This window comes from Rhizobium leguminosarum (assembly GCF_001679785.1).
Lineage (GTDB): Bacteria > Pseudomonadota > Alphaproteobacteria > Rhizobiales > Rhizobiaceae > Rhizobium > Rhizobium leguminosarum_R.
Map to the genome: position 1 here is coordinate 1,431,403 of NZ_CP016286.1, position 26,379 is coordinate 1,457,781.

Here is a 26,379-nt window from a genome sequence, read left to right on the forward strand (position 1 = left end):
GCTGAAACCCGCCCTTGCGCATAGCTGCGCGGGGCGGGTTTCGCTTTGCCTGAAAGTGCCCTGATGCGCGTAGACCTTTTCGATTTCGATCTGCCCGATGAACGCATAGCGTTGAGGCCGGCTGAGCCGCGCGACAGCGCGCGCCTGCTCGTCGTCGATCCGAATGCGGAAAGCCACCTGTCGGACCATCGCGTCGGCGATCTCACCTCCTTCCTGCGGGCTGGCGACGCGCTGGTCTTCAACGATACCAAGGTCATTCCGGCTCAGCTCGAGGGGATACGCCATCGCGACGGCGCCGGCGGCCAGCAGGTGTCGGCAACGCTGCATATGCGTACCGGCCCCAGCCGCTGGAAGGCCTTCGCCAAGCCGGGCAAGCGCATCAAGGAGGGCGACCGCATCTCCTTCGGCCATTCAGGTGAAAGCTGCTTCCTCGGTTCGCTCGATGCCACCGTCGAGGAAAAGGGCGAGGCCGGCGAGGTGACGCTGCTGTTTGATCTCTCAGGCCCTGCGCTCGACGAGGCGATCGCCGCCGTCGGCCATATCCCGCTGCCGCCCTATATCGCCGCAAAGCGCCCCGAGGACGAGCGCGACCGCGCCGATTACCAAACGATCTATGCGCGCGAGGAGGGCGCCGTTGCCGCGCCGACAGCCGGCCTGCACTTCACGCCCGCGCTGTTCGAAGCGCTCGATAGGGCCGGCATCGAACGCCATTTCGTCACCCTGCATGTCGGTGCCGGCACCTTCCTGCCGGTCAAGGCCGACGATACCGCCGATCACAAGATGCATCTCGAAAGCGGCTATGTCAGCGCCGAGATCGCCGCCCGGCTGAATGCCGTGCGGGAAAGAGGCGGGCGCATCGTCTGTGTCGGCACGACCTCGTTGCGGCTCATCGAGAGTGCCGCCGAGGAAAGCGGAGAGATCATGCCCTGGGCCGGCGCTACCGGCATCTTCATCACACCTGGTTACCGCTTCAAGGCGGTCGACATGCTGATGACCAATTTCCACCTGCCGCGCTCGACGCTGTTCATGCTGGTCTCGGCCTTTGCCGGCTTCGAGACCATGCACGCGGCTTATCAACACGCCATTTCGACGGGCTACCGCTTCTACTCTTACGGCGACGCGAGCCTTCTTTTCCGGAAAGACAAATGACAGACAATTTCCAATTCACGCTCGACAAGACCGATTCCGGCGCCCGCCTCGGCCAGATTTCCATGCCGCGCGGCGAGATCCGCACGCCGGCCTTCATGCCGGTCGGCACCGTCGGCACGGTCAAGGCGATGTATCTCGACCAGGTGCGCGAGACCGGCGCCGACATCATCCTCGGCAATACCTACCACCTGATGCTGCGCCCGACCGCCGAACGTGTCGCCCGCCTCGGCGGCCTGCATAAGCTCATTCGCTGGGAGCATCCGATCCTGACCGATTCCGGCGGCTTCCAGGTGATGTCGCTGTCCGGCCTGCGCAAGCTCGACGAGCAGGGCGTCACCTTCAAGTCGCATGTCGACGGCAGCCTGCACCATATGTCGCCGGAGCGCTCCATCGAAATCCAGGGGTTGCTCGGCTCCGACATCCAGATGCAGCTCGACGAATGCGTGGCGCTGCCGGCCGAGCCGAAGGAGATCGAGCGCGCCATGGAAATGTCGCTGCGCTGGGCCGAGCGCTGCCGGGTCGCCTTCGGCGAGCAACCCGGCAAGGCGATGTTCGGAATCGTCCAGGGCGGCGATATCCCGGCGCTGCGCATCCGTTCGGCCGAGGCGCTGAGCCAGCTCGACCTCAAGGGATATGCGATCGGCGGCCTTGCCGTCGGCGAGCCCCAGGACGTCATGCTGCAGATGCTGGAAACGACACTGCCGGTGCTTTCTCTGGAAAAGCCGCGTTATCTCATGGGCGTCGGCACGCCTGATGATATCCTGAAATCGGTCGCCCGCGGCATCGACATGTTCGACTGTGTCATGCCGACCCGTTCCGGCCGCCATGGCCTGGCTTTTACCCGCCGCGGCAAGGTCAATATCCGCAATGCCCGCCATGCCGAGGATATGCGCCCGCTCGACGAACAGTCGAACTGCCCGGCCTCGCGCGACTATTCGCGTGCCTATCTCCACCACCTCGTCCGTTCCAACGAGGCGCTCGGCGGCATGCTGCTCTCCTGGCACAATCTCGCCTATTACCAGGAACTGATGCAGGGCATCCGCAAGGCGATCGCCGAAGGCCGCTTCGCCGATTTCATGGCGGAAACGCAGGAGGAATGGGCGAGGGGCGATCTCGAACCCGTTTGATCCAATCAGACGAAGTTTGATCAGATCGGGATCAAATGCCCTTGCTGTCCGCGTCCGGCATGATCTGCACGCCGTTGATCCTGTAGCTGCCGTCCGGCTGGCGCATGATCTGGTAGATCGCTGTCCAGTCCTTGCCGTCGCGGCCTGAAATCAGCACCTCGTGATAGATCAGCGCGCCGTTGTCGATCGAGCGGCTGCGCCCGAAGGCGTAATTGCCGGGGTGATAGACCGGCTCGTAGCTCTTCTTCACCATGGCGAAGAACAGGTTCTTGTCGGGATACAGCGCCCGGATGCCAGGCGCGGCGAAGGAATAGGCGGTCTCGGCATCGTCCTTGAGGAAGGCCTTGATCTGTTGCTCGATCATCGTCCGCGTCGTGTCGATCGGATCTTCGGCGCGGGCCGAGACAGGGGAGAGGGCGGACGCGGCACACAGGATGAGAACTGCGAAGAAGGCGCGCATGGGGTATCTCCGGCTCTATCGGGGAAAGGATCGCCGATAGAGCAGAAGTGTAGGCGATTTTCAGCACAAGGAAAGTGGACTTTACGACCAGCGGCGGAACAGGGCGCTGGCATTCACCCCGCCGAAGCCGAAACCGTTGGTAATCGCATAGTCCATCGCCAGCGGCCGCGCCGTCTTGCCGACGATATCGATGCCGTCGGCGGCCGGATCCGCATGCTCCAGGTTGCGGGTCGGTGGCGCGATCTGGTCGCGTAGCGCAAGGATAGTGAAGATCGCCTCGAGCCCGCCGGCGGCGCCGAGCAGGTGGCCGGTCGCCGATTTCGTCGCGCTGACGGCAATACCGCCATTGCGGCCGAAGACCGTGCCGATCGCCGCGATCTCGCCCCTGTCACCGACCGGTGTCGAGGTCGCATGGGCGTTGAGGTGCCTGACCTCGGAGGCGGGGATCTTTGCCTGCCGGAGTGCCGCCTCCATTGCCCGGCGCGCGCCGTCGCCGTCTTCGGGGCCCGAGGTCATGTGGTAGGCGTCCGCGGCTGTGCCGTAGCCGACGAGTTCGGCGAGCGGCGTGGCGCCACGGGCAAGCGCGTGCTCCAGCGTCTCGATGACCAGGATGCCGGCGCCTTCGCCCATGACGAAACCGTCGCGCGCCGTGTCGAAAGGCCGTGAAGCCAGCTCCGGCGTCTCGTTGAAACCGATGGAAAGGGCACGCGCAGCGGCAAAGCCGCCGAGGCTCACCTTGTCGATGCAGGCCTCGGCGCCGCCGCAAATCGCCACATCCGCTTCACCGGAGCGGACCAGCCGCGCCGCATCGCCGATTGCCTGGACGCTGGCCGCACACGCCGTCACCGGAGCCCCGAGCGGCCCCTTGAAGCCATAACGGATGCTGACCTGGCCGGCGGCGAGGTTGACGAGGAAGGAGGGCACGGTGAAAGGCGACAGCCGCCGAACGCCGCGCGTTTCGCCGATCCGCACCGCTTCAGCGATCGCCGGGAAGCCGCCGACGCCCGACGCGATGATCGTTGCCGTGCGCTCGCGCTCGCCTTCGTCAGTGGGCATCCAGCCGGCCTGCCTCACCGCTTCCTCCGTCGCCGCCATGGCGAAGTGGATGAAGCGGTCCATCTTCTTCTGGTCCTTCGGCGGGATATAACGGTCGGGATCGAAACCAGCCTCAGCATCTTCCGCGATGCCGGGAACGATCCCGCCGACCTTGGCCGAGAGTTCGCCGACGATATCCTCCGCCAACACCCGCAGCCCAGAACCGCCGTCGAGAAGGCGCTTCCAGGCGGGCTCGACACCGGTGCCGAGTGGCGAGACAAGTCCCATGCCGGTGACAACAATGCGATCCATTCTATTTTCCTCTCCACAGCGCCACGCGTATTTCAGACGCGCAAAGGACGCTGTAACTTTTTGCTTTATGCGTCGATGCCGAGGTACCAGGCGCGCATGCGGGCGATCCGCTCGTGCACCTCGTCATCGGCGGCGGGACCTGCAAGCAGGCTGGTGTTTTCAGGTGTCACTTCTTCGCCGGTCCGCGCATCGACCAGCATCGTCTGGCGCTCTCTGCCGGAAGCGGAATCGCCCAAGAGAAAGGCGAGGTCCTCTTCCGGGATGTGCCGGCTTCCCCATGAAAACAGCGTCATCAGAACAGGAAAGAAATCACGGCCCTTTTCCGTCAGCAGATATTCGTAGCGGGCAGGGCGCTGATGGTAGAGCCGCCGTTCGAACAGCCCCTTTTCCGTCAGATGTTTGAGCCGTCGCGTCAGGATGTTCGGCGCCACGCCGAGGCTTTTCTGAAATTCGTCGAAGCGCGAAAGCCCCTGAAAGGCATCGCGCAGGATCAGCATGCTCCACCAGTCGCCGACGCTGTCGAGCGCGCGCGCCACCGGGCATTTGAAGTCGCTGAAACTCGTCCGCTGCATGATGATAGTCATTACAGCAGTGACTATCATCATGCAAGTTAGTTATATCAAACGCCGCCCTTGAAAATCCGGGCAAGCAGGATGCCGATGACGAGCATGCCGGCCGCGACGAAGATCGTGTCGCCCAGCGTGCCGATATAGAGCGGCCCGATATTACAGCGCCGCGCGTCTTTTCAGACGCGCAAAGGACGCTGTAACACTTTGAATTGCTGCATAATTTTATCCTTAAATCGATTCCGATTTAAGGAATTATGCAGTGGCAAAGAGCAGGAAGGCGATGAGGAAATTCGCCCAGCCCCATACGACATTCGCTGTCGGTGAGCCGAGCTTTGCCCCTTGCGCGAATGGAATGCGGAACGGTCTGCCGCTGACGCCGTTGACGAAATGCGGAATTCCGTTGGTCAGAAATGCTGCGGCGATGAAATGGACGATATTGGCGATCCAGGGCAAAGGCTTCTCCTGACCTGCACGGGTGGCGTCAACGGAGAATGTGGCCGGGATTTAGGCTCCGGCAAGAGGAGGAGACGCGACTGCCCTGTGATCTGCAGGCCCGCGCCCGGAAGGGAACGGGCCGAGCGGGTCAGGCAAGCAAGAAATCTTTGAAGTGAAGTGCGGTGGAATTATCGAGATCCGCAACGTGGATGGCCGCGCCCGCTGCGCTTCCATCCGCGTCATAGGCTAGAATGCCGCTCGCCTGATCGTAGATCAGCTTGTCATCAGCCTCGAGCGCTTTCGTTCCCAGAACGAAATTCTCATCCGAAAATCTGGATAGGCTGAGCGCGGCGAAAATCGAATGATCGAGCATCAGCTTGTCGCCCGCCGCGGAGGAAAAATCCCGGATCTTGTCGACGCTGGTATTGTCGGGCTTCACATCGAAGACGAAAGAATCGCCTCCGCCGCCGCCGATGAGAACGTCAGCACCGGCCTTGCCGATCAGCTTGTCGTTTCCGAGCCCGCCGACCAATCGATCGGCACCTTTGCCGCCGTTGAGAGAATTGTTTCCGTCGTTGCCGGTGAGAATGTTGGCCGTATTGTTGCCCGTCGCGTTGAGATTGGCCGTCCCGGTCAAGGTGAGGTTTTCGATCGTTCCCACCGTATGCTTCTGATCGGCCAGGCTGAAGGAGATCGACGCCTTGATGGTATCCGTTCCGCCGCCCAGGCTTTCGTCGACGATTTGGTTGGCATTGGTCACGGTGAAGGTGTCGTTACCGGTGCCGCCATAGAGATGATTGGTGGCCGGCGGAGTGCTGGCGCCGCTGCCTGCTATCTCTATGATCAAAGGATGGTCGACGACATCGAGCGTCAGTGACGAAACGTTGCTGAGGCTTTTGATCGCCGTCGTCCCGGTCAGCGGGTCGAAGACTTTCACGGAGCCGAATGAGGCGCCGAGATTGACCTTGACGGCTGTTGCCGCGGCCTGAATGGCTGTATCGGAGGACTGGTTCCAGATATCGGGCTCGTTCCAGATGATGATCTGGTAGCTTCCGTCCGATTTTTCCGTGAGCAGGCTGCGGGCCGAGGACGGCAGGCCGTCGATCGAATAATTGACGGTTCCCGCGCTGAAGCTCGCTCTTGTTGCGCCGTCGTCCTGAAGGATTTCGGTCAGGTTGTGGATCGCCGTCGCAGCCGGCTTGGCCGAATAGTCGAGATGAAAAAGGCCGAAATGCTTTTCCTGATTGGCGCCCTGCGGATCGGAATAGGCGTCCAGCAGCTCGTAGATGAACGTGTTTTTCGAGCCGAGGGCCGCGCCGTCCATCAGCGTATTGAGCAGGAGCTTTGCCTGCGTCGCTTCACTGACGCCTTCCCAGCCGCCATTGCTGTCGGCGGTGAGCGAGGTGTGGTAACCGGTCTCGGTGATCGCCAGCGGCTTGCCGGGATCGGCAGCGCGCTGAACGCCGGCTTCGCGGGAAAGCCATGAATATGGCTGGTCGCCATCCTTCGCATAGGTGTGGATCGTCGTGTAGTCGGAGGCGGAAGCGACCGTATATCCGGTAAAGCCGAGAACGGGGATATTTTTCAGCAAGGGATCGGCGTTGACGGCGGCAGACAGGTCTTTCTGATAGGCGACCGCTGCGGCCTGACCGCTCAAGCCGTGATAGCTCACCGGCCAGTTGTTGACTTCGTTCGGACCTTCGATGCCAACGACTGACCCGGGATGGGTCTGCACGAAAGCATGCAGTCGCTGGGCGACAGCGGCGGGGTCGACTTCCCGCTGGGCGCTGAAGACGAATTGCACGCCGGCCTCGGCCGCGTCGCCGAGATGCGTTTGGCCATTGGGGTCGGAAGCGGAGTTGGGGGCGTGATCGCGAACCGTATCAAGGCCAAGATAGTCGAGAGCCTTAACAACTTCTCCGACATTGGAATATTTTCCGTCGGTGTAGTCGATATGCGTATCAATTCCAAAAGAACGAATAATATCGTTTATTCTAACGGCTTGAGCCATAGCTTTTTCTCCCAGTTTATGAGGGAATTGGCGATGGGAATATATCCCCAGTCGTTAAAGCCAATTCGATTTAATACACGAGGAGGGTCGTGCGGTATCACCCCGTTAACCATGGTATATTGTTCCGAATGTGGCCCGTTTCGGATTGTATTTATTATTAAATCTGTGCTTGCATATTTCCGTCCGGCCGGCTGAGCATGCCTGAGCGAGAGGGCCGCAAGAGCGGAGTCCGGCGAATCCGACACGGGAGGATCCGATGATCGTCAATGTTCAATTCCGGTTTCGCAGCGGCTTGCCGTGAATGGCGTTCGACAATGTCCGCTCCGCGGCAGTTGGGACGAGCAAGGTCACCCCTCGAACGATTGGACGTCTCATCCAATGCAGCGCTCTCGTGACGAGGATGGCTATCCCGGCGAAGCGGAAGTCGCGGCGCAGGGATGCTCAGCTGCTATCGCGAACTGATTGCGCTCAGTATCCAGCAGGATGCCATTCGGTCCCGCAACATCGCCATTCCCTTGGTTCACGACGGAAATTGAATGACCGCGTTCATCGATGGAATGACGGCGAGGATTTCCTCGTTGCGGGGTCGCTGAACGACGCTCCCTTCGAACATGGCTATCAGCTGCACAGCAAAAGTTCTGGGCGATGACTCTGGGAGGAAATCTTCAACACCGATGCGCACACATATGGCGGCCGGAACGTCGGTAACGGCGGCGGAAGAATTAGGGAAACAGCCGGAGCGCTGACTGCCGTGCTGCGGCATCGGGCGTTCTGGTCTTCGCAGGCTGCGACGCGTGCCACGTCCGGTACGGTCAAGCAAAACCGAGCGGCAGGTTTTCCACTTTCCTGTCATTGCCGTAGTCGCGCTCATGTGGTGAGCGACGGCGGTCGTCGCGACGAGCGGAAAGATCGATCCGGTTGTCGGCGAAAATCCCATCGGGATAAGTGCCGGTATCATGGCAATCGGCATCGATCTTGGGGGCAAGGATTTTCAGGATCATCGGGGGTTCCTCCACGGCGCAGCATCAACACTTGGAAAGGTTGTCAGGTTCCATTCATAAACCCCGAATTATTAATAAATTAACCATAAGACTTAAGGGCAAGGCGACAGCGGCAATTGCGGCATGGATGCGACTGTTGACTGGCAATGAACTCGCATAGGCGTTTTATTCCGAGCTGGCGCATTATCCCAAGGCTCGTTGCCTTGTGTCGAAACGGCATAGCGGTGGAACTCCGGAGCCGGATGGCCGTTGAGGTGCATGAACACAGGAGGTTTCCATGCAGCTGATCGATACTCGGGTGACACAAGCCGGCGACATCTTCACCGTCGAATTCCTGGGCGAGGGAGGAGAATCGATTTCCGTCAAAATCGACAACTCCCACGGCGAACTCGACGATACGACGGCGGTCGACCACGCCAAGGTCATGATGGTTCAGCTGACCACCTTTACCGGCGGGGAAGCAGACGGCAGCATCAACCGTTACGATGCCTTGAGCAACGGCAATTTCGACGAAGGCAGCAAGGGCTTGATCGGCCAGCCGAGTGCGCGTTCGGCCGGCGACAGGCAAACGCTGGAAGAGGAACTCGATGAAGGCCTCGAGGACAGCTTTCCTGCAAGCGACCCTGTCTCGGCAACGGTATCATCCATTCCCGCCAACGCGCCACGGCACTGATTGCAACGCAATGTTGCAAACGCCCGCGTGTTCTTGATTCCAAATACAGGCGAAGGCTGCCACGGTTCCGGCGGGCGGTCTGCGCCAGCATGACAGATCGATGTCAAAACTGAGAAACAGCTGAAAACCTCAGCTGTGTGATTGACATGGGAGCCTTCTAGAGAGGGCACGAGAAGGGAGCGCCCGTGACGCGCTGCCGACGTCTCGGAGACGCGCCCCATGAAAATCATTCAGATCACCGACACCCATTTCAGCCCCGGCAAGCCGCATTTCAACGGCAACTGGGCGCCGCTTCTGACCTGGATCGAAGAAACCGGCGCCGACTTGATCGTCCATACTGGCGATCTTACCGTCGACGGTGCCGACAAGGACGACGACATCACCTTTTCCATGGATCTGATGCGTCAGGTGTCGATCCCGATGCTGATCGTCCCCGGCAATCACGATGTCGGCCACCTAAAGGGATCGGATCAGCCCGTCAATGCCGAGCGGCTGTCCCGCTGGCGCAGCCTTGCCGGCGACGACCGCTGGCTGGAGGATACGGGTGCCTGGCGTTTCATCGGATTGAACTCGCTGCTTCTTGGTCATGAGGATGACGAGGAAGAAGCTCAGTTCGAATGGCTCTACCAGGCGCTATCCGACAGGGCAGGGCGGCGGGTGGCGCTGTTCGCGCACAAGCCGCTTTTCGTCGATGAACCCGACGAAGGCGATACCGGATATTGGAGCGTTCGCCCGGCTCAGCGCCGGCGGCTCTATGATCTGATATCAGCCCATGACGTGGCGCTGTTTGCGAGCGGCCATCTCCATTGGGCCTGGCAGGGGCGCTTAGACAATACCCAACTGACATGGGGTCCGTCGGCCGCCTTCATCATCGACAAGATGGAGCGCGAGATGCCGGGTGAGCGCCTGATCGGCGCCGTCGTCCACGAGCTCGAGGCATCGGTCGAAAGCACGATCGTCGCCGTTCCCGGCATGACCGCGCATGTGCTCGACGATGTCGTGCACGAGGTCTATCCCCAGGCGGTCAAGCAGCGGGAACCGGTCGAATGAGCGCGCTCTCGCTTCGCGGCATCACCAAGGCGTTCGGCGGCAACCAGATCCTCGATGGCGTCAGCCTGGATGTCGCCGCCGGTGAATTCATCGCGCTGGTCGGCCCTTCCGGCTGCGGCAAGAGCACGCTGTTGCGAGTCCTTGCCGGCCTCGACCATGCCGACCAGGGCGAAATCCTGATCAGCGGACTGGATATGTCCGGCGTTGCAGCCGCCGACCGCAACATCGCCATGGTCTTTCAGTCCTACGCGCTTTATCCGCATCTGACGGCCTCTGAGAATATCGCCGTGCCTTTGGCGATACGCCGGCTGTCGAGGATGCAGCGGCTGCCCTTCATCGGGTCGTTGATGCCGGGCCAGCGCGCCACCCGCAGGGCGATCGCCCGCGACGTCAGGGATATGGCGACGTCGCTGAAGATCGATCACCTGCTCGACCGCAAGCCCGGCCAGATGTCGGGCGGCCAGCGTCAGCGCGTGGCGCTCGCCCGCGCCATGGTGCGCCAGCCGAGCATCTTCCTGATGGACGAACCGCTCTCCAATCTCGATGCCAATCTGCGCGTTCACGCCCGCGGCGAGATCGTCGACCTGCATCGCCGCGCGGGCGTACCGACGCTCTATGTCACCCACGACCAGGCGGAAGCGCTGTCCATGGCCGACCGTGTCGCCGTGATGATGGGCGGAAAGCTGCTGCAGATCGCCAGCCCCGAGGTCATCTACGACGATCCCGCCCATATCGAGGTCGCCCGCTTCATCGGCCAGCCGCGCATCAACCTGCTGCCGGCCTTTGCCGAAGGCGGCGTCATTCTCTGCGGCGGCCTGCGCCTGACGCTTGAGAATGCGCCCGGCGGCAAGATGCCGGTCACGCTCGCCATTCGCCCGGAATTCGTCTTTGTCTCCAAGAGCCGGCATGACGGCCTTGCCGCCCGGATCGAACGCGTCGAATTCCTGGGCTCCGAAGTCATCCTCCATTGCCGGCTCGAGGCAATCGGCGAGACTATCGTCGCCAAGGTTCAACCGGCCGAAGCCTCTGGCCTTGTTGCCGGCGATCCGGTCGGCCTGCGGCTTTCGCCCGGCCGCACGCTGATCTTTGCCGAGGACGGCAGCCGGCTGGCCGGCGGCGTTGCAACGGGTGATGCCGGGCTCGCTACAAACGATGCCGGGCTCGGCGCTGCCGATGCCGGGCTCGGCGCTGCCGATGCCCAGCGGGAGAGGGCGCATGGCTAGCATCGTCTCCATAGCCGTGCCGCAGGATGCCGCCGTTGTGCATCGGCGCAGCGAGGCCCGCATCGCCTGGATGCTGGTGATGCCGGCAATGATCCTGCTGTTTCTCTTCGTGCTTTTGCCGGTTGCATCAGTCATCGTGCTCGGCTTTACCGATTTCGAACTCGGCTACGGCAAGTTCCGTTTCGTCGGCTTCGAGAATTACGCGCATCTGATCACCGACCGCACGTTTCGCAAGTCGCTGTGGAATACGACGGTGTACACGGCGATCGTCGCACCCGTCTCGATCCTTCTCGGCCTCGGCATCGCAATGCTGATCGAGAGTGAGACGAAGGCGCGCAGCTTCTTCCGCACCGCCTATTTCCTCCCGGTCGCCTCGCTGATCGTCGCCATGGCGACCGTCTGGCAATATATGTTCCACCCCACAATCGGCCCGCTCAACGCGCTGCTCGCCCTCGTCGGGCTTCCCGGCCCGAACTGGCTCGGCAGCTCCGGCACGGTGCTTTACAGCCTCTCGATCATCGGCGTCTGGCAATCGGCCGGCTTCAATATGGTGCTGTTCCTGGCCGGACTGACGGCGATCCCGCGCGAGCTTTACGCGGCAGCCGAAGTGGATGGGGCCAGATCCTCCCTCGACCGCTTCCTGCTGGTGACCTGGCCGATGCTCGGGCCGACGACGCTCTTCGTCATCACCATCAGCATCACCAATTCGGTCAAGGTCTTCGAGACTGTGAAGACGCTGACCGAGGGCGGCCCGAACAAGGCGTCGGAGGTGCTGCTCTTCACTATCTACCAGGAGGGCTTCGTCTACCTGCGCGTCGGTTATGCCTCGGCGATGACGGTGGTCTTTCTGCTGATCCTGGTGGTGCTGATGTTCCTGCAATACCGCATTCTCGATCGCCGGGTGCATTACACATGATGACGAACGCTTTTCCCCTCGGCAGGATCATCCGCCTGACGCTGCTTTCGCTCGGTGCGATCATCTTCCTGTCGCCCTATGTCTTCATGATCTCGACGGCCGGCAAGGCCCAAAGCGACATCTTCACCTCGTCGCTGTCGCTGATCCCGACGCACTTCACCTATGCCGAGAATTTTGCCAAGGCCTTGAGCCGGGTGCCGATGGCGCAGCTGTTGTGGAACGGCGTCGTCGTCTGCGGGCTGATCTTCTTTTTCCAGGTGCTGGTGGCGATCCCTTGCGCCTACGCCATGGCAAAGCTGCGCTTCGGCGCCGCCCGCGCGATGATGGTGCTTGTCATGCTCGGGCTGCTGGTGCCGATCCATGCGACCGCGCTGCCGCTCTATGTCGCCTTCGACCGCGCCGCGCTGCTCAACAGCTATGCCGCCCTTGTCGCGCCCTTCACCATTTCGGTCTTCGCGATCTTCATGTTCCTGCAGTTCTTCCGCGCCATGCCCGACGATCTCATCCATGCCGCGCGTCTCGATGGCATGTCGGAACTCGGCATCGTCGCCCGCGTCATCGTGCCGAATGCCTGGCCGGCGGTTACCGCCTTCGCCATCTTTTCGGTCGTCGCCCATTGGAACGATCTCTACTGGCCGCTGATCGTCATCAGCAAGCAGGACTATGCCACACCACCGCTTGGTCTGATGTATTTCCGCGCCGCCGAGGCCGGCGACGACTACGGCGCGCTGATGGCGGCGACCCTCATCATTACCCTTCCCCTCGTCATTGCCTTCCTGCTTGCGCAGAAGCGCTTCGTCGAGGGCATCACCATGACCGGTCTCAAAGGCTGACCGGTTTCAACCCAGGAGAACGAGCGATGAAACATATCACCCAGCTTCTCGCCGCAGCGGCCGTATCGATGGCAATCGCGCTTCCCGCGCATGCCGAGACGACGCTGACGGTTCACTACCCGATGCCAGGCTTCTTCAAGGACGTGATGGACACGATCTCGAAGAAGTTCATGGAAGAAAATCCCGATATCAAGATCCAGTTCGCCAGCCCGTCGGCCACCTATGAAGAAGGCATCCAGACGATCCTTCGCCAGGTCGGCACCAGCGAAATGCCCGATATCACCTTCATCGGCCTCAACCGCCTGCGCATGCTCGACGAGCGCGACGTCGCCGTCGACCTCGGTCCGCTCGTCCAGAAGGACGGCAACATGGCCGAGCAGGGCTTCTCCGACACGATCCTCAAGCTTGCCCAGGTCAAGGGCAAGCAGGTTGGTCTGGCTTTCGCGACCTCCAACCCGATCATGTATTACAACGCCGACCTCGTGAAGGCGGCCGGCGGCGATCCTGAAAACCCGCCGAAAACCTGGGATGAGGTCATCGCGCTCGGCGGCAAGATCAAGGCGCTCGGCAATGGCGTCGACGGAATCGATTTCCGCTGGCAGGGCGATGACTGGATGTTTTCGGCACTGCTCTTCGGCGCCGGCGGCAAGATGCTGAGCGACGACGAAAGCAAGGTTGCCTTCAACGGCCCGGAAGGTCAGAAGGCCGTCGAGGTCCTGCATCGTCTGGTGACCGAAGGCGGCATGCCCGTGTTCACCAAGGCCGCCGGCGAACAGGCTTTCGCAGCCGGCAAGGTCGGTTTCGAATTCCAGACAACAGGAGCGCTGCGCAACACGATCAAGAATGTCGGCAACAAGTTCGATCTGCGCACCGCCAAGATCCCGTTGATCGATCCGGTGAACGGCCGCCTGCCGACCGGCGGTAACGCCGTCGTCATCTTGACGCATGACGCCGCCAAGCAGGATGCCGCCTGGAAGTTCGCCAAATTCGCCGCCGGCCCTTATGGCGCTTCCGTCGTCGTGCCCGGCACCGGTTACGTCCCGAACAACGAGCTTGCCGCCAAGTCGGCCGATTATCTCGGCGATTTCTACAAGCAGAACCCGCTGTTCCAGGCAGGCCTCAGCCAGATGCCGGTGATGATCCCCTGGTACGCCTTCCCAGGCTCCAATGGCGTCAAGGTCACGCAGACGATCGTCGACAATCTCTCGCGCATCGTCGACCAGTCGGCCGAACCGAAGGAAGCGCTCGACGACGCAGCCGCCGATGTCGAGGGCATGCTGCCGCGCAGCTGATCGGTTTCCCGATCGGAAACAGGGCAGGGCCGCCACACCGAGCGCGTGGCGGCCCTCTGGTTTCGCAAGCGTCAGATGGCGCGCACGGTGCCGCCGCGGCGAAGCGTATAGGCGACATTAAGATGGCGGGCAGGGGCGGCATTCTCCGCCATGTCGAGCAGCAGCGAGGCGGCCGTCGCCCCCATGCTGGCATCCGGCATTTCGATGGTCGTCAGTGGTGGATCGATCAGCCGGCCGATGGCAATGCCGTCGAAGCCGGCGACCGAAACATCCCCAGGCACGGAAAGCCCCTCGCGCTTCAGCGCGCCGATGACGCCGAGCGCCAGCAGATCGTTGGAGGCGATGATCGCCGTCGGCGCAAGCGAAGTCATCGCGACGCCAAGGTCGAGCTGGTCATAGCCGCTGACGAACGGGATCTGCACCGCATCGAGGGGTGTCAGCCCGTTCTCGGCCATAGCGTCGAGATAACCGCGGTAGCGAAGGTGGGCGCGGTCGGAGGCGGCAAAATTCCCGGAGAGAAACAGAATGCGGCGATGGCCCATGCCGATCAGGAATGTCGCGATCTCGCGGCCGGCGCCGCGATTGTCGGCAGTGACGGCCGCCGGAAACTGCGCCGTCGGCAGGTTGTTGAGCAGCACGGTCGGCGGCAGCTTCGCAAGCAGCGCCTTGCTGGTGGATGGATCGCAGACGGTGAGGATCAGCCCGGTCGGCCGGTCGTTCAAAAGTGCTGCGACGGCATCGGCCTCGCGCGCCGGATCGTAATTCGACTGGGCGATCAAGACGCCATGGCCGGCCACCAGCATGCGGTTCTGGATGCTCGACAGTGACGAGGCAAAGACCGGATTGGTGATGCTCGGGATCAGCACGCCGACCACAGGTCTGCGTCCGAGCCTGCCGGCGGACGAGCCGGCCGGGCGATAGCCGAGTTCGGCGGCCGCACGGCGCACCTTGCGCACCATCAGGTCGCTGGCCGGTCCGTTGCGGTTGAGAACCCTGCTCGCGGTCGCCAGCGAGCATCCTACCCGGAACGCGACCTGCTCCAATGTCGCCATCGAAAACGCCTCCTGGTGACAGTATCGAGGCGCTATCCCTTAGGCGGGTTCGATGACAATGGTCTGACACCCAGAGCATGATGCCGAAAAGTGTGAGCGGTTTTCGGACGAGATCCTGTTCTAGGCAGAGTTATCTACTTCTTATTCATTACACATGGCAGTTGATGGGAAATGCAACCTGTGGAATAGTCAGATTGACGCCATCTACCCCTTCATTCTCATCACCTGGACAAGAATGTCTCACAAAAAAATGGAATGCTCCACGGTATGGTGGTTTCTCGCGACGGTCTCCCTCGTCGCAAACTTCACGTCGCCAGCCTATGCGGACAGCCCATCCGTGCCCTGGCCACAAACGCAAAGCGACATCCAAGCCGACCCCCATGTGCGTTTCGGCATGCTCGCCAACGGCATGCGATTTGCGATCATGCGCAATGTCACGCCGCCCGGACAGGCAGCGATCCGCTTTCGCATCGGCTCCGGTTCGCTCGACGAAAACGACAACCAGCAGGGTCTGGCGCATGTCCTCGAGCACATGGCCTTCAAGGGTTCGACACATGTCGCCGAAGGGGAGATGATCCGTATCTTGCAGCGCAAGGGTTTGGCCTTTGGGCCGGACACCAACGCCCATACCTCTTACGACGAGACTGTCTATGCACTCGATCTGCCCGAGGTCGATGCAGACACGGTTTCGACGGGCCTGATGTTGATGCGAGAAACGGCGAGCGAGCTCACCCTCGACGCTGGCGCCTTCGATCGCGAACGCGGCGTCATCCTGTCGGAAGAGCGGCTGCGCGACACGCCGCAGTATCGCGCGGCTCTCGAAATTATGAATTCGCTGCTCGCCGGCAAGCGCGCGACCATGCGGACGCCGATCGGTAAAGCCGACATCATCAGCAATGCGCCTGTGGCCCTCGTCCGTGAATATTACCGGGCCAATTACCGACCCGATCGGGCAACGCTGATGGTGGTGGGCGATATCGACCCCGCCGCCATGGAAACGGAAATCCGGCAGCGCTTCGGCGATTGGAAGGCCGTCGACCCGGCTCCGACAAAACCGGATCTCGGCACGCTGGTGACGAAAGGCGAAAGCACCGACCTCATCGTTGTTCCCGGCGGCATGACGAGCGTACAGGTCGCCTGGACGCGTCTCTATGACGCGGCGCCTGACACCTTCGCCAAGCGCCGCGCTGAGCTTATTGAAAATCTCGGTCTCATGGTGCTCAATCGCCGGGTGAGCACCATCGCCGGCAAGGCGGATGCCCCATTCATCAGTGCCGGCGTCGGCTCTCAGGATCTCCTCGATTCCGCACATGTCGTCCTGATCGCGGCGAACTCCGAGCCGGAAAAATGGCAGGCGGCGCTCACGGCCATCGACCAGGAACAGCGTCGTATCCAGGAGTTCGGCGCTACGCAGGCGGAGATCGATCGCGAAATCCTCGACTATCGCTCGGCCCTGCAGGCTGCTGCGGCCGGAGCCGCGACACGCACGACCACCGACGTCGCTTCCATGCTGGCGAGCAGCGTCGATGATGATCAAGTCTTCACCTCGCCTAGCGAAGACCTCTCCTTGTTCGAGACGATGACGAACGGCGTCACGGCGGCCGAGGTCAATCAGGCCCTGCAGCGTGCTTTCTCCGGCAACGGTCCGCAGGTCGTGCTACAGACGGCCCAACCACCTGAGGGCGGAGTCGACGCGGTTCGGCAAGTCTACGATGCGTCAAATGCCGTTGCCGTCTCGGTAGGATCTAGTGCAGCTGACGTCGCCTGGCCTTACGTCCATTTCGGCACGCCGGGCGCTGTGGTCGAACGCCGCGCCGTCGACGATCTCGGCTTGACCTTGGTGCGCTTTTCCAACGGCGTGCGGCTTACCGTCAAGCCAACCAAGCTGCGTGCCAACGAAGTGCTGGTGCGGGAATATATCGGCGGCGGTCGGCTGGACCTGCCGCACGACCGTTCCGCCCCGATCTGGGCATCTTCGGCCGTCGTGCTGTCCGGCGTGAAGGCCATGGATTACCAGGATATCCAGAAAGCGCTGACGGCCAACATCGTCAGCATCGATTTCTCCGTAGGTGACAGCTCCTTCAGGTTCGACGGGCGTACACGGACTGAAGATCTTGCGACGCAACTGCAGCTCATGACCGCATACACCTCCGATCCCGCCTATCGCCCCGAGGCGTTCAAACGTGTGCAGCAAGCCTATTTGAGCGGTCTCGAGCAGTATGAGGCGACGCCTGGCGGCATAGTCAGCCGCGATTTCCCAGGTCTCGTGCATTCGGGCGACCGGCGCTGGACCTTCCCCGATCGCGCGCAGTTGTCGGCCGCTCATCCAGAGGATTTCGAGGCGCTGTTCCGGCCTATGGTCTCCAACGGCCCGATCGATATCACCATCGTTGGCGACGTGACGGTGGACGACGCGATCCGGCTGACAGCTGAAACTTTTGGCGCCTTGCCGCCGCGCCCGGAGACGACGTCGAGCGACGATCGGAACGACGTTCGTTTTCCGGCGACGAACGAGAAGCCCGTTGTGGAGGCCCATAAGGGCAGGGCGGATAGCGCCGCCGCCGCGGTAGGGGTTCCGATTGGCGATTTGCTTTCCGACCTGCCGCGGTCCTTCACCGCCAATCTCGCCACCCAGATTTTCCAAAATAGGTTGATCGACCAGTTTCGCATCGCAGAAGGAGCAAGCTATGTGCTGGAGGGCGATGCTGACCTGTCAAGTGAAGTCCCTGGCTACGGCTACGCATATTTCTACGTCGAGACAGACCCGGCAAAGGTCGCGCGCTTCTACGCACTCGTCGACGACATCGCCAAGGATCTGCGGTCGCGTGATGTCTCCCCGGACGAACTCACGCGCGCGCGGGAACCGATTATCGAGACACTGAAGCATCAGCAGCAGGGTAACGAATATTGGATTGAATATCTGCGCGGCGCTCAGACGGATTCGCGTGGTTTAGACCGGATACGCGACAATCTCAGCGGCTATGACAAGGTAGCCGCCGCAGATATTCGCGCGTTTGCCACGACCTATTTCAGCCCGGAAAAATTCTGGAAATTCGAAGTGCTGCCGCCGGCGGTGCGATAGGTCGGGGCATTGCTCAGGAGCGACGTTTGACCACCCGCATGTTCATCTCAGAGCGAAGCGCAAAGCCATGTGTCTTGTAGAGCGAAATGGCCGATGTGTTCGCCGCATAGGCGTGCAGATAGGCTGTGTCGCCGCTCGATGCGATCTCTCCGGCAACGAAGCGGAAGAGCAGGGTGCCGAGGCCGCGTCCCTGGAAATCGGGATGGGTGCAAAGCCCGCTGAGCTCGATGAAACCTGTCTGCCGCATCCGTTGCCCGGCCATCGCCACCAGGCGGCCTTCGCTCTTGATCCCCCAGAAGCTGCCGAGGCTTTGGGCTCGCAACGTGAACGGCCCGGGTTTGGACAATGTCGCCAAATCAAGCATGTCGGCGGCATCGGACTCCGTCAGCGGTTGGATGCGAGGATCGGAAATCCGCTCATGGGACCGCTCGGCAATCATCTGGACCACCGATGCCTCCGTTGCGACGGTAAGACCCCGTGGAATGACGATCGGCCCGGATTCGACGAGAATCATGCTCTCCTCCTGCGAAGGCAGGTTCTCCAGGGCGTCGAGGCTCTCCGGCGTGTCGTCGGCGGACGCCGCGAAAGGAACGATGGAGGGTGGGTATCGCCGCGCGGACCTGCCGCCTTCGGCAAGATTGGCATGCGCGGTTTCCAGTGCGCTCCAGATCGGTCGGTCGAGGATATGGGGCATTATCGTTCCTCCTTGGCGGCGTTGCGGCGCGCAAGCGGCACCGCCGCAAGCCCGTCCTCGATGGCCGCGAGCTGTTCGAGGATCGGCCCGTCGAGATCACCGCAGAGATCCGCAACGGCGGCGGCGATGCGCGGCCAGATCACCTTTTTCGAATGACCGACGAGGTCCTGTCCCTTGTCGGTCAGCGACACCAGTCTGCGACGCTGATCATCCGGGGCCGGCTGCATGTCGACGTAACCGAGTTCGAGAAGCTGGCCGATGGTGCGGGTTGCGCCGGGCTGGGTGATGCCCACCGCCTGCGCGAGCTCGCCGATCGTCAGCGGCCCGGCCCGGTCGATCGCTGCAAGGAATGGATATTGGCCCGCCTGAATGCTGAGACCGGCCTCGTCGATGACCTGCTGCGTATCGGCCTGCAGCCTTTCTCCGATGCGCCGCAACCGGCTGCCCATGCATAGAAACCCCAGCGTCCGGACCACATCCTCGACCATGTCGATCTCCATTTGTATTGGTTGTTATATAACATGTTATACATTAAGGAGCAATTCTTCTGCGGAAAGGGCCGGCAGATGAATCCCGGGGCAGGGCGGCATGGCACGAGCAAGTGCCTCGATCAGCCCCGCCATCTCCTGGCCATCAGCAACGCCGCCAGCACACAGCTGAGCAGGCCAAGGGACAATGGCAGACCCTGATGTCCGATCAGTTGCATCGCCAGTCCTGTCGCAGGCGATCCGACGATGCCGCCGATGCCCCATACCAAGGCGAAGGTCGCATTTCCGGCGATCAGGGCCTGGCCGGTGAAACGCTCGCCGAGCTGGATCAGCGACAGGGTGTAGATCCCGAACGAGACCCCGCCCCAGACGAAAACGATCGGCCAGATAAGCCACGAATTGAAGGCCGACGGCAGCAGCAGGCAGCTGGCGAGGCAAGCCAGGACGCAGAAGAGCATCATCCGCGTCGAGCTGAACCGTTCGGCCAAGCGCCCGAGCGAAATCTGCAGCACGGCATTGCCGGCGATGAAACAGGTGATCAGCGAAGCGATGTGGCTCTCGCCACTGCCGAGCGCTGCGCCATAGACCGCAAACAGCGAAAGCAGGATTTGCTCGAAGGCGGCAGCCGTGAAAACCGCAAACAACAGCAGCGGCGCCAGCGCGAAAAAGCCGCCGACCGACGTCGCCTCGCCTTCACCAGGCATGTCGGGCAGGTGTGGGACGACCGCAAGCACGATCAGGCCGCAGAGGAGGAAGGCCGTAATGCCGATCACGAAGGGTGGCCAACCCTCAGTGCCGGTGAGCCAGAGCGACAGCGGGCCGATGGCGAAGCCGCCCGAAACGATCGACGAATAGAGTCCCATGATCCGGCCCCGGCGTGGCGCCGGCGTGATCGAGATCAGCCAGGTTTCGCTGATCACGTAAAGCGGATTGGCGAAGACGCCGAGCAGGAAGCGCAGCGGCATCCAGGCCCAGACGTCCTGCGCCCAGGCAATCGTCATTAGGGTGAGCGCGGCCAGGATCGAACACAGGATCGCCAGCCGCGCCCCACCCACGCGCCGAGAAAGCGCCGGAATGAAGGGCGCCGATAGAATGAAACCGAGCGGCGTCATCGCCGCCGACAATCCGATCAGGCCGGATGTCGTCCCTTGCCGCTCCAGGATGAAGCTGAGCAGCGGATAGGTCAGCCCTTGCGCCACGGCGAACACCGTAACGGTCGCGATGATACCCGCCATCGCGGCCCATGGGATCCGATCTTCTCGCGGCGATGTCGTGCCGTGCAAGTGCCGATCCGACACGTCCGACGGCTCCACAGACGTTCCCGCCCGCGCCGCGTGATGCGGCGCCAATGCAGGGGTGGAAGTATCGTTCATTGCAACCTCCATGGTGTTTGAAGGTGCGGGAACCTTCAAGCTCAAAAGAGGATGAATTCTGCGGGATACGACGAGCGCCGTAATTAAGCGCGTCCAAAAAGTTCTCAAAAACTTCCAAAGGGACTAAACAGGTCTGCATAGAATTTTGCCCCGACCAAAAGTCCTCACCACAGCAACTTCCGCCGGACATCATCAGGACCATCAGGAAATGACAGCCTCGCCTTCCTTTCTTGGCCTTCCACATCGCCTCGCCGATGGCCGTTTGCCCCGTGCGGTGATCTTCGCGGCCGGTCACGGCAGCACCTATCCCGGCAAGGACAGCAGCGGCTATGTCCTGGCCGCCGATGCCATCCGCGCTGTGAGCCAGGACGATGCCGCGCTCGTAGAGCACTGGGACTTCGATCTCGGCGGACCGTTGTTCGATGGCAAACCGGTGTGCTGCATCGACGCAGGTGACGTCGAAACCACCATGCATGACAATGCCGGCAACCGCGCCCGGATCGAGGTGAAGACGCGCGAGATCCTGTCAGTGCCCGCCGTGCCGATCCTGCTCGGCGGCGACTGTTCCGTGACCATTCCTTTCCTCGCCGGCTTTGCCGATCACGAACCGGTCTGGATCCTGCAGGTCGACGCCCATATCGACTGGCGTGACGAGGTGCATGGCGAGCGTTTCGGCTATTCGAGCCCGATGCGTCGGGCGAGCGAAATGCGGCATGTCGCCGGCATGGTGCAGGTCGGCCTCCGTAGTGTCGGCAGCGCACGCCTCGCCGACATCGAAGCGGCGCGGGGTTACGGCAGCCGCTTCGTCACTGCCCGCGAAATTCACGCCGACGGCGCCGAAGCCGCTCTCCGGCATATTCCGCAAGGAGCGCGGGTCGTCGTCACGCTCGACTGCGACAGCCTCGATCCCAGCATCATGCCGGGTGTGGCTGCGCGCACGCCCGGCGGCCTCACCTATACCGAGGTAATCGACCTGATTGCCGGCCTTGGCAGGCGGGCCAGGATCGCAGGATTCGATCTTGTCGAGCTCTATCCTCCCGCCGACATCGACCGCCTGTCGGCCCTGACCGCCGCGCGCCTTGTCGTCAATATAGTCGGCGCCATCGCCCGGCAGGTTTGAGATCCGGCTCGCGGCATGGTCGCCGGGCAAGGTTTCATCGACGAGCGAGAGGGTGTTCTGATGCGGCTAGAGCCTTGAACTGGACCGAATTGTCCCCTGCTGAACAGTTCCAACGGAGGCTGAAAGTCTCTAGGATGCGCTCCATGCAGGGATCACGCTTTGCCTTTGGTCCGTTCGTGCTCGATCCGGCGGCGGGGACGCTTCTTCGGAACAATGATCCCGTTGCCGTTGGTCATCGCGGGGTAAAGCTGCTTGCTGCCCTCGTCGAGCGGCCCGGAGAAATCCTGGGGAAGGGCGAGTTGATGGATGCGGCCTGGCCGGGCTTGGCCGTCGAGGAAGGCAACCTCACCGTCCAGATCGCGCAACTGCGCAAGCTGCTCGGTCCGGCGGCCGACGGCGGTGAATGGATCTCCACGGTGCCGCGCGTCGGCTACCGCTTCACCGGCGCCATCGATCAGCGCGCCGGCGTCAAGCGAAAGCCTCTGCCGCTGCCCGATAAACCATCGATAGCAGTGCTGCCCTTCGTCAATATCAGCAATGATCCAGAGCAGGAATCCTTCGCCGATGGCCTGACCGAAGACCTGATCACCGACCTGTCCAGGATGCCGGGCCTGTTCGTCATCGCCCGCAGCTCGGCCTTCGCCTACAAGGGAAGGCCGATGGATGTGCGCACAATCGCCGAGGAGCTCGGCGTGCGCTACCTGCTGCAAGGGAGCGCACGCCGGGCAGCAGGGCAGGTGCGCATCAACGCCCAGCTGGTCGACGCCGTCAGTGGCAATCATCTATGGGCGGAACGTTTCGACCGCAACCTGGACCATATCTTTGCCGTCCAGGACGAGGTGACGGCCAAGATAGTGGAAGCGCTGCTTGGCCGGCTGCGCGCACCGCCGCCGCGCAACCGGCCCAAAAATCTCGAAGCCTACGATCTCTGCGTGCGGGCGCGCAAGCTGATGGACGACTCGCCGCAGACGGCGCGGGAAGCACATCTGATGTTGACGCGGGCGATTTCGCTCGACCCCGACTATGCCGAGCCCTATCGCTGGCTTGCCATAAATCACTGGATGGGAGAGGTGCATTCCGGCGGACCGACGGAGCCTACGCGTAAGACTGCTCTGCAACTGGCGCGCAAGGCGGTGGCGATCGATCCCAACGATGCCGGCTGCCGCTGGATCCTCGCCTACCTGCTTGCCTACGAGCGCAGTTTCGCCGAGGCGGATGCGGAATTCGCCAAGGCGATCGAACTCGACCCGAATGAGGCCGACACCTTTGCGGCCCTATCCGACATCGCGGTTCTCGCTGGGCGGGTCGGGGAGGGGCTTGAGCATATCGCCAAGGCCTTCCGGCTGAACCCGTTCCCGGCAGGCTGGTACTACCTGACGCTCGGCCAGGCGCAATATGCCGCCGGCCAATACGAAGCCGCCATCGAGACGCTGCGCCGGGACGAGACCTATCGCACAAGCTCACGCCGCTTCCTGGCGGCAAGCCTTGCCCAACTCGGCCGGCTTGAAGAGGCGCGTGCCGAGGTCGAATTGTTCCTCGTCGCCAACCCGCATTTTTCGACCCGCCACTGGGCGGCGGCCGAACCGTTCCGTGACGCTCGGACGCTTGCACATTTCATCGACGGCTACCGCAAGTCCGGTCTCCCCGAGTGATGCGCTGGTGCGACGAAATTAGAGGGTGCCGGGTCGTCCGCTGGTGGTCGATTGACTTGCAGAAGACAAAAAGCTCTCTTCGGCGGTGGGTACTCTTCCCTCGGGTGTCAGGTCGTCCACCGCTTTGGGAAGATCGCGCTTTAGGCGTCCCAGAATCTCTTCATGCGAAAGGCCGGTACTGGCCGCGATCTCGTTGAGAACGTCCGGTCCCAGTGCTTCCGCGAGCTGGCCGTCATCAATGTCCGCATTCGGACCGGGTTTTACCCACGACTCCGCCTTGTCACCGTGACCATTCTGCTGAAACGTCTTCAGCAGATCGCCCAGACCGCCGCTGACGACGCTTCCGGACGTCAGCCCGCCGAGAAGTCCGCCGAGACCACCCGAGCCGGTCAGTCCGCCAAGAAGGCCGCCAAGCCCGCCGGGCTGCTGGTTTCCCGCGCCGGCCTGCTGAGGGTTCTGAATGCCCCGTAGGAGCTCTCCGATCTTGTCTCTGTTTTGGTAGCCGGCAACGGCAAGGACGGCGAGAAGCGCCTTCAATTGACCGCTCATCATGATGAATCCTCCTATGGTGCTCAAAGGTGCACGCGACCCAAAGCAGAGCGCTGCATGGGCAGCAATGTCCAGAGGGGCCAAAGGTTCCGCCGCTTTGAAAACAAGGCGTAGGGCTGGAATCCTTCGACGACCTCGAAGGCCCGGCCGTCTCGTCTTATTTGCTCACGCCGCGGTCAGATTTCCGGGCAGCCGCGCCGGTTTGCGAAGGTTATTCTTTCCGGTCCACGGCGCGTCATCCCTTGCACGACTATACTGCGGGGAGACATGCGTACGATCTGTGCTCTGCGAAGTCCTTCGCTGCGTGCGATGTCGAGAGCATCATCCGGGTCGCAGCCTCGCGGTCCGCGCCGGCCATATCCGTCATATCGGTCACGGTCGCGATCACGGTCGTAAACGCCGACGCCACCGGGGCCGATCCGCAACTCTAAGTCCTGCGCGGCCGCGATCGTCGGCGAGATCGTCAACCCGCTTATCGCGGCCAAGCCGACCAGTACGAACTGAAGAGTTTTCCGCATGAGTTCCTCCCATGGTTCTATGTTTATATAAATGACAACATCGCCATGCGAGATTTGTTCCTTGAGATAAGAGGAGTCGGTGCGGGCACCCAACTTGTAATTCGTCTCATGGAAAGCGCGTCACATGTATCCAATTCGATGCGACGCGCTTTAAGGATCATTCGCTTCAACAGCCATGTTCGACGCTGCCGACATCACCTCCCGTGGGGAGGGACTGCCGAATATATATGGCAGCCATCCGCCTCGACTTCGGTGAAACACCAGCGCACGACACCATCCGATCGAGCAGGAATTCGCCTGCGGGCTGGCCTTCGCCGATGGCAATCACGCAGCGTCGTTCGGCGGCAACCGGTCGATCAGTCTCAGTCTAGTTCCGCTCCGGGTTCTTGATCGCCGCCCGGTTCTGGCCTGATCGATCGCAACGTCAGCCCTTCCGGGGACGGACCTCCTTGAACACGTATGGCGCTTCGGTCCCTGACGGGATCGCATACACGTCATACGACGCCTGCGGGTCGTCGCCCATTCCCAACGAGCCGGACGGCATGCCCGGCACGGCCAGCCCTCGGACCGGCGGCCGCTCCCGCAAAAGGCGCTGGACGGCCTCGAGCGGCACATGTCCCTCGAGGTAGTATTCCTCGACGACGGCGGTGTGGCATCCCTGCAGGTCGGCCGGCACGCCCAACCGCGCCTTGACCGCTGAAAGGTCGTCGGTGTCGCGAGCGTCGAGGGAAAATCCTGCTGCCGCCATCGCCTGCGACCATTCATGACAGCAGCCACAGTTTGGATCCTTGTAGACCGTCATCTTTGCCGGCGCGGCGGCGCGTGTCCCGCCGCCAAGAAACGCCAGGGCGGATGCCGCCATCGTAATGAAGCTTCTCCTGTACATCGTCTCCACTCCTTGATGTCCTGCCGCCCGGATCGAGACCGGGCGGCAGGAGCCCACTATTTTACTTCGGTGACGGTCAGCTTGCCATTCACACGTTCGGCGACGAATTCGATCTTCGAACCTTCCTTCATCCTTTCGAGCAGAGCTGGGTCTTCGACCCGGAAAACCATCGTCATCGCAGGCATGTCGAGGCTCTTCAGGTCCTCATGCTTGATGGTCACCTTGTTCGCTTTGGCGTCGACCTTGTTGACGACACCCTTGGTGAATTCCTGGGCGAACGCACCGAAGGCCACGCCGGCAGAGAGCAGGGCGGCCACGCTGATTTTGATCATGGCATTTTTCATGTTCACAACTCCTTTTGCGGATTACTTCCCAGCGACGGTGACGTCGCCGTGCATGCCTGCTTCATAGTGACCGGGGATCAGGCAGGCGAACTTGAACTCGCCATCGGTGGTGAACTTCCAGACGATCTCGCCGGATTGACCGGCCGGAAGTCGGATCGAATTCGGATCGTCGTGTTCCATCTCCGGAAACTTCTCCATGACCTTCTTGTGCTCCAGAATCTTGTCTTCCTGATCGAGCACGAATTCGTGGTCGATCGTTCCGGCATTCTTGATCGCGATGTTGACCGTCTGCCCCTTACGGACGTTGAAGACAGCGGGCGTGAACAGCATCTTCCCGTCGTCGGTTTCCTTCATCGTGACGCGGATCGTCTGCGTTGCCTTGGCTTTATCGCCAGGTTCGCCAATGGCCATTTTTTCACCGTGACCGCCAGCGTGATTGCCGGTAGCCAGGGCAGGCGATGCGAGGGCGACCAGCGCCAGTGCCAATACATAATTCTTCATGCGTAAATCCTTTTTTGGATGTGGAGGTTGAGCC

The 26,379-nt window shown here is 61.9% G+C and carries 26 protein-coding genes and 2 pseudogenes; 11 read left to right on the forward strand and 17 right to left on the reverse strand.

Going from position 1 to position 26,379, the window contains the following annotated elements:
• Positions 1-63: 63 nt before the first annotated feature.
• Positions 64-1,149 carry a tRNA preQ1(34) S-adenosylmethionine ribosyltransferase-isomerase QueA gene (gene queA / locus BA011_RS07240; RefSeq protein ID WP_065279929.1) on the forward strand — a complete coding sequence of 362 codons (1,086 nt, stop codon included), beginning with the start codon at positions 64-66 and terminating at the stop codon, positions 1,147-1,149.
• Positions 1,146-2,276 carry a tRNA guanosine(34) transglycosylase Tgt gene (tgt, locus tag BA011_RS07245; protein WP_065279930.1) on the forward strand — a complete coding sequence of 377 codons (1,131 nt, stop codon included), beginning with the start codon at positions 1,146-1,148 and terminating at the stop codon, positions 2,274-2,276. The genes queA and tgt overlap by 4 nt, the downstream gene beginning before the upstream one ends.
• A 31-nt stretch (positions 2,277-2,307) precedes the next feature.
• On the opposite strand, the gene BA011_RS07250 is transcribed toward tgt, so the two are convergent.
• The 7 genes and pseudogenes from BA011_RS07250 to BA011_RS07275 form a co-directional block, all read right to left on the reverse strand.
• Positions 2,308-2,736, reverse strand: a complete 429-nt coding sequence (locus BA011_RS07250; protein ID WP_065279931.1) for a DUF4864 domain-containing protein — start codon at positions 2,734-2,736, stop codon at positions 2,308-2,310.
• An 81-nt stretch (positions 2,737-2,817) separates the two neighbouring features.
• A complete protein-coding gene (gene fabF, locus BA011_RS07255; protein ID WP_065279932.1) occupies positions 2,818-4,083 on the reverse strand; it encodes a beta-ketoacyl-ACP synthase II in 1,266 nt (421 codons plus the stop codon).
• 65 nt (positions 4,084-4,148) lie between these two features.
• The gene (locus BA011_RS07260; protein ID WP_065282440.1) at positions 4,149-4,655 is read right to left on the reverse strand and encodes a winged helix-turn-helix transcriptional regulator; all 507 of its coding nucleotides are present in this window, start codon (positions 4,653-4,655) and stop codon (positions 4,149-4,151) included.
• Positions 4,656-4,913: 258 nt separating this feature from the next.
• Positions 4,914-5,105: pseudogene (locus tag BA011_RS07265) on the reverse strand (hypothetical protein); the annotation flags it as partial.
• Positions 5,106-5,235: 130 nt separating this feature from the next.
• Positions 5,236-7,098: a calcium-binding protein gene (locus BA011_RS07270; protein WP_065279933.1), complete on the reverse strand. Its 1,863-nt coding sequence runs from the start codon at positions 7,096-7,098 to the stop codon at positions 5,236-5,238.
• A 520-nt stretch (positions 7,099-7,618) separates the two neighbouring features.
• Positions 7,619-7,861, reverse strand: coding sequence for a hypothetical protein (locus tag BA011_RS44185; protein WP_186806514.1), 243 nt, complete (start codon positions 7,859-7,861; stop codon positions 7,619-7,621).
• Positions 7,862-7,910: 49 nt separating this feature from the next.
• Positions 7,911-8,099, reverse strand: coding sequence for a hypothetical protein (locus BA011_RS07275; RefSeq protein WP_065279934.1), 189 nt, complete (start codon positions 8,097-8,099; stop codon positions 7,911-7,913).
• Positions 8,100-8,376: 277 nt separating this feature from the next.
• Between BA011_RS07275 and BA011_RS07280 the strand changes: the two genes are divergently transcribed.
• The 6 genes from BA011_RS07280 to BA011_RS07305 all read left to right on the forward strand — a co-directional run bounded on the left by BA011_RS07280 (position 8,377) and on the right by BA011_RS07305 (position 14,086).
• A complete protein-coding gene (locus BA011_RS07280) occupies positions 8,377-8,772 on the forward strand; it encodes a hypothetical protein (RefSeq protein ID WP_065279935.1) in 396 nt (131 codons plus the stop codon).
• A 219-nt stretch (positions 8,773-8,991) separates the two neighbouring features.
• On the forward strand, positions 8,992-9,822 hold the full coding sequence (locus BA011_RS07285; protein ID WP_065279936.1) for a metallophosphoesterase family protein: 831 nt from the start codon (positions 8,992-8,994) through the stop codon (positions 9,820-9,822).
• Entirely contained in the window at positions 9,819-11,045 is a 1,227-nt protein-coding gene (locus tag BA011_RS07290; RefSeq protein WP_065279937.1) for an ABC transporter ATP-binding protein, read from the forward strand. Before BA011_RS07285 ends, BA011_RS07290 begins: the two co-directional genes overlap by 4 nt.
• On the forward strand, positions 11,038-11,961 hold the full coding sequence (locus tag BA011_RS07295) for a carbohydrate ABC transporter permease (RefSeq protein ID WP_065279938.1): 924 nt from the start codon (positions 11,038-11,040) through the stop codon (positions 11,959-11,961). The genes BA011_RS07290 and BA011_RS07295 overlap by 8 nt, the downstream gene beginning before the upstream one ends.
• Positions 11,958-12,794: a carbohydrate ABC transporter permease gene (locus BA011_RS07300; protein WP_065279939.1), complete on the forward strand. Its 837-nt coding sequence runs from the start codon at positions 11,958-11,960 to the stop codon at positions 12,792-12,794. The genes BA011_RS07295 and BA011_RS07300 overlap by 4 nt, the downstream gene beginning before the upstream one ends.
• Before the next feature lie 26 nt (positions 12,795-12,820).
• Positions 12,821-14,086 (forward strand): ABC transporter substrate-binding protein, encoded by a 1,266-nt coding sequence (locus tag BA011_RS07305; RefSeq protein ID WP_065279940.1) that lies wholly within the window; start codon positions 12,821-12,823, stop codon positions 14,084-14,086.
• Positions 14,087-14,157: 71 nt separating this feature from the next.
• Here the strand turns inward: BA011_RS07305 and BA011_RS07310 are convergent, their stop codons facing one another.
• Positions 14,158-15,138 carry a substrate-binding domain-containing protein gene (locus BA011_RS07310; RefSeq protein ID WP_065279941.1) on the reverse strand — a complete coding sequence of 327 codons (981 nt, stop codon included), beginning with the start codon at positions 15,136-15,138 and terminating at the stop codon, positions 14,158-14,160.
• Between the two features lie 235 nt (positions 15,139-15,373).
• On the opposite strand from BA011_RS07310, the gene BA011_RS07315 reads away from it, so the two are divergent.
• A complete protein-coding gene (locus BA011_RS07315) occupies positions 15,374-18,220 on the forward strand; it encodes a M16 family metallopeptidase (protein ID WP_065282441.1) in 2,847 nt (948 codons plus the stop codon).
• Positions 18,221-18,233: 13 nt separating this feature from the next.
• Here BA011_RS07315 and BA011_RS07320 read toward each other — a convergent pair whose 3' ends face one another.
• The 3 genes from BA011_RS07320 to BA011_RS07330 all read right to left on the reverse strand — a co-directional run bounded on the left by BA011_RS07320 (position 18,234) and on the right by BA011_RS07330 (position 20,637).
• Positions 18,234-18,914, reverse strand: a complete 681-nt coding sequence (locus BA011_RS07320; protein ID WP_065279942.1) for a GNAT family N-acetyltransferase — start codon at positions 18,912-18,914, stop codon at positions 18,234-18,236.
• Positions 18,914-19,402 carry a MarR family winged helix-turn-helix transcriptional regulator gene (locus tag BA011_RS07325; RefSeq protein ID WP_065279943.1) on the reverse strand — a complete coding sequence of 163 codons (489 nt, stop codon included), beginning with the start codon at positions 19,400-19,402 and terminating at the stop codon, positions 18,914-18,916. Before BA011_RS07325 ends, BA011_RS07320 begins: the two co-directional genes overlap by 1 nt.
• A gap of 122 nt (positions 19,403-19,524) precedes the next feature.
• Positions 19,525-20,637, reverse strand: a complete 1,113-nt coding sequence (locus tag BA011_RS07330) for an MFS transporter (protein ID WP_065279944.1) — start codon at positions 20,635-20,637, stop codon at positions 19,525-19,527.
• Between the two features lie 346 nt (positions 20,638-20,983).
• On the opposite strand from BA011_RS07330, the gene BA011_RS07335 reads away from it, so the two are divergent.
• Together BA011_RS07335 and BA011_RS07340 are read left to right on the forward strand one after the other, a co-directional pair.
• On the forward strand, positions 20,984-21,895 hold the full coding sequence (locus tag BA011_RS07335) for an agmatinase (RefSeq protein ID WP_065279945.1): 912 nt from the start codon (positions 20,984-20,986) through the stop codon (positions 21,893-21,895).
• Positions 21,896-22,038: 143 nt separating this feature from the next.
• On the forward strand, positions 22,039-23,547 hold the full coding sequence (locus BA011_RS07340) for a winged helix-turn-helix domain-containing tetratricopeptide repeat protein (protein ID WP_065282442.1): 1,509 nt from the start codon (positions 22,039-22,041) through the stop codon (positions 23,545-23,547).
• Positions 23,548-23,565: 18 nt separating this feature from the next.
• On the opposite strand, the gene BA011_RS07345 is transcribed toward BA011_RS07340, so the two are convergent.
• From BA011_RS07345 to BA011_RS07365, 6 genes and pseudogenes are all read right to left on the reverse strand, one after another.
• Positions 23,566-24,099 (reverse strand): YidB family protein, encoded by a 534-nt coding sequence (locus BA011_RS07345; protein ID WP_065279946.1) that lies wholly within the window; start codon positions 24,097-24,099, stop codon positions 23,566-23,568.
• A 173-nt stretch (positions 24,100-24,272) separates the two neighbouring features.
• The gene (locus BA011_RS07350) at positions 24,273-24,614 is read right to left on the reverse strand and encodes a hypothetical protein (RefSeq protein WP_027665823.1); all 342 of its coding nucleotides are present in this window, start codon (positions 24,612-24,614) and stop codon (positions 24,273-24,275) included.
• 150 nt (positions 24,615-24,764) lie between these two features.
• Positions 24,765-24,936 (reverse strand): annotated as a pseudogene (locus tag BA011_RS41250) (AhpC/TSA family protein); the annotation flags it as partial.
• Between the two features lie 102 nt (positions 24,937-25,038).
• On the reverse strand, positions 25,039-25,500 hold the full coding sequence (locus BA011_RS07355; protein WP_065279947.1) for a DUF411 domain-containing protein: 462 nt from the start codon (positions 25,498-25,500) through the stop codon (positions 25,039-25,041).
• Positions 25,501-25,556: 56 nt separating this feature from the next.
• The gene (locus BA011_RS07360) at positions 25,557-25,844 is read right to left on the reverse strand and encodes a copper-binding protein (RefSeq protein ID WP_065279948.1); all 288 of its coding nucleotides are present in this window, start codon (positions 25,842-25,844) and stop codon (positions 25,557-25,559) included.
• Positions 25,845-25,865: 21 nt separating this feature from the next.
• Positions 25,866-26,345 carry a cupredoxin domain-containing protein gene (locus BA011_RS07365; RefSeq protein ID WP_065279949.1) on the reverse strand — a complete coding sequence of 160 codons (480 nt, stop codon included), beginning with the start codon at positions 26,343-26,345 and terminating at the stop codon, positions 25,866-25,868.
• Between the last annotated feature and the right edge of the window lie 34 nt (positions 26,346-26,379).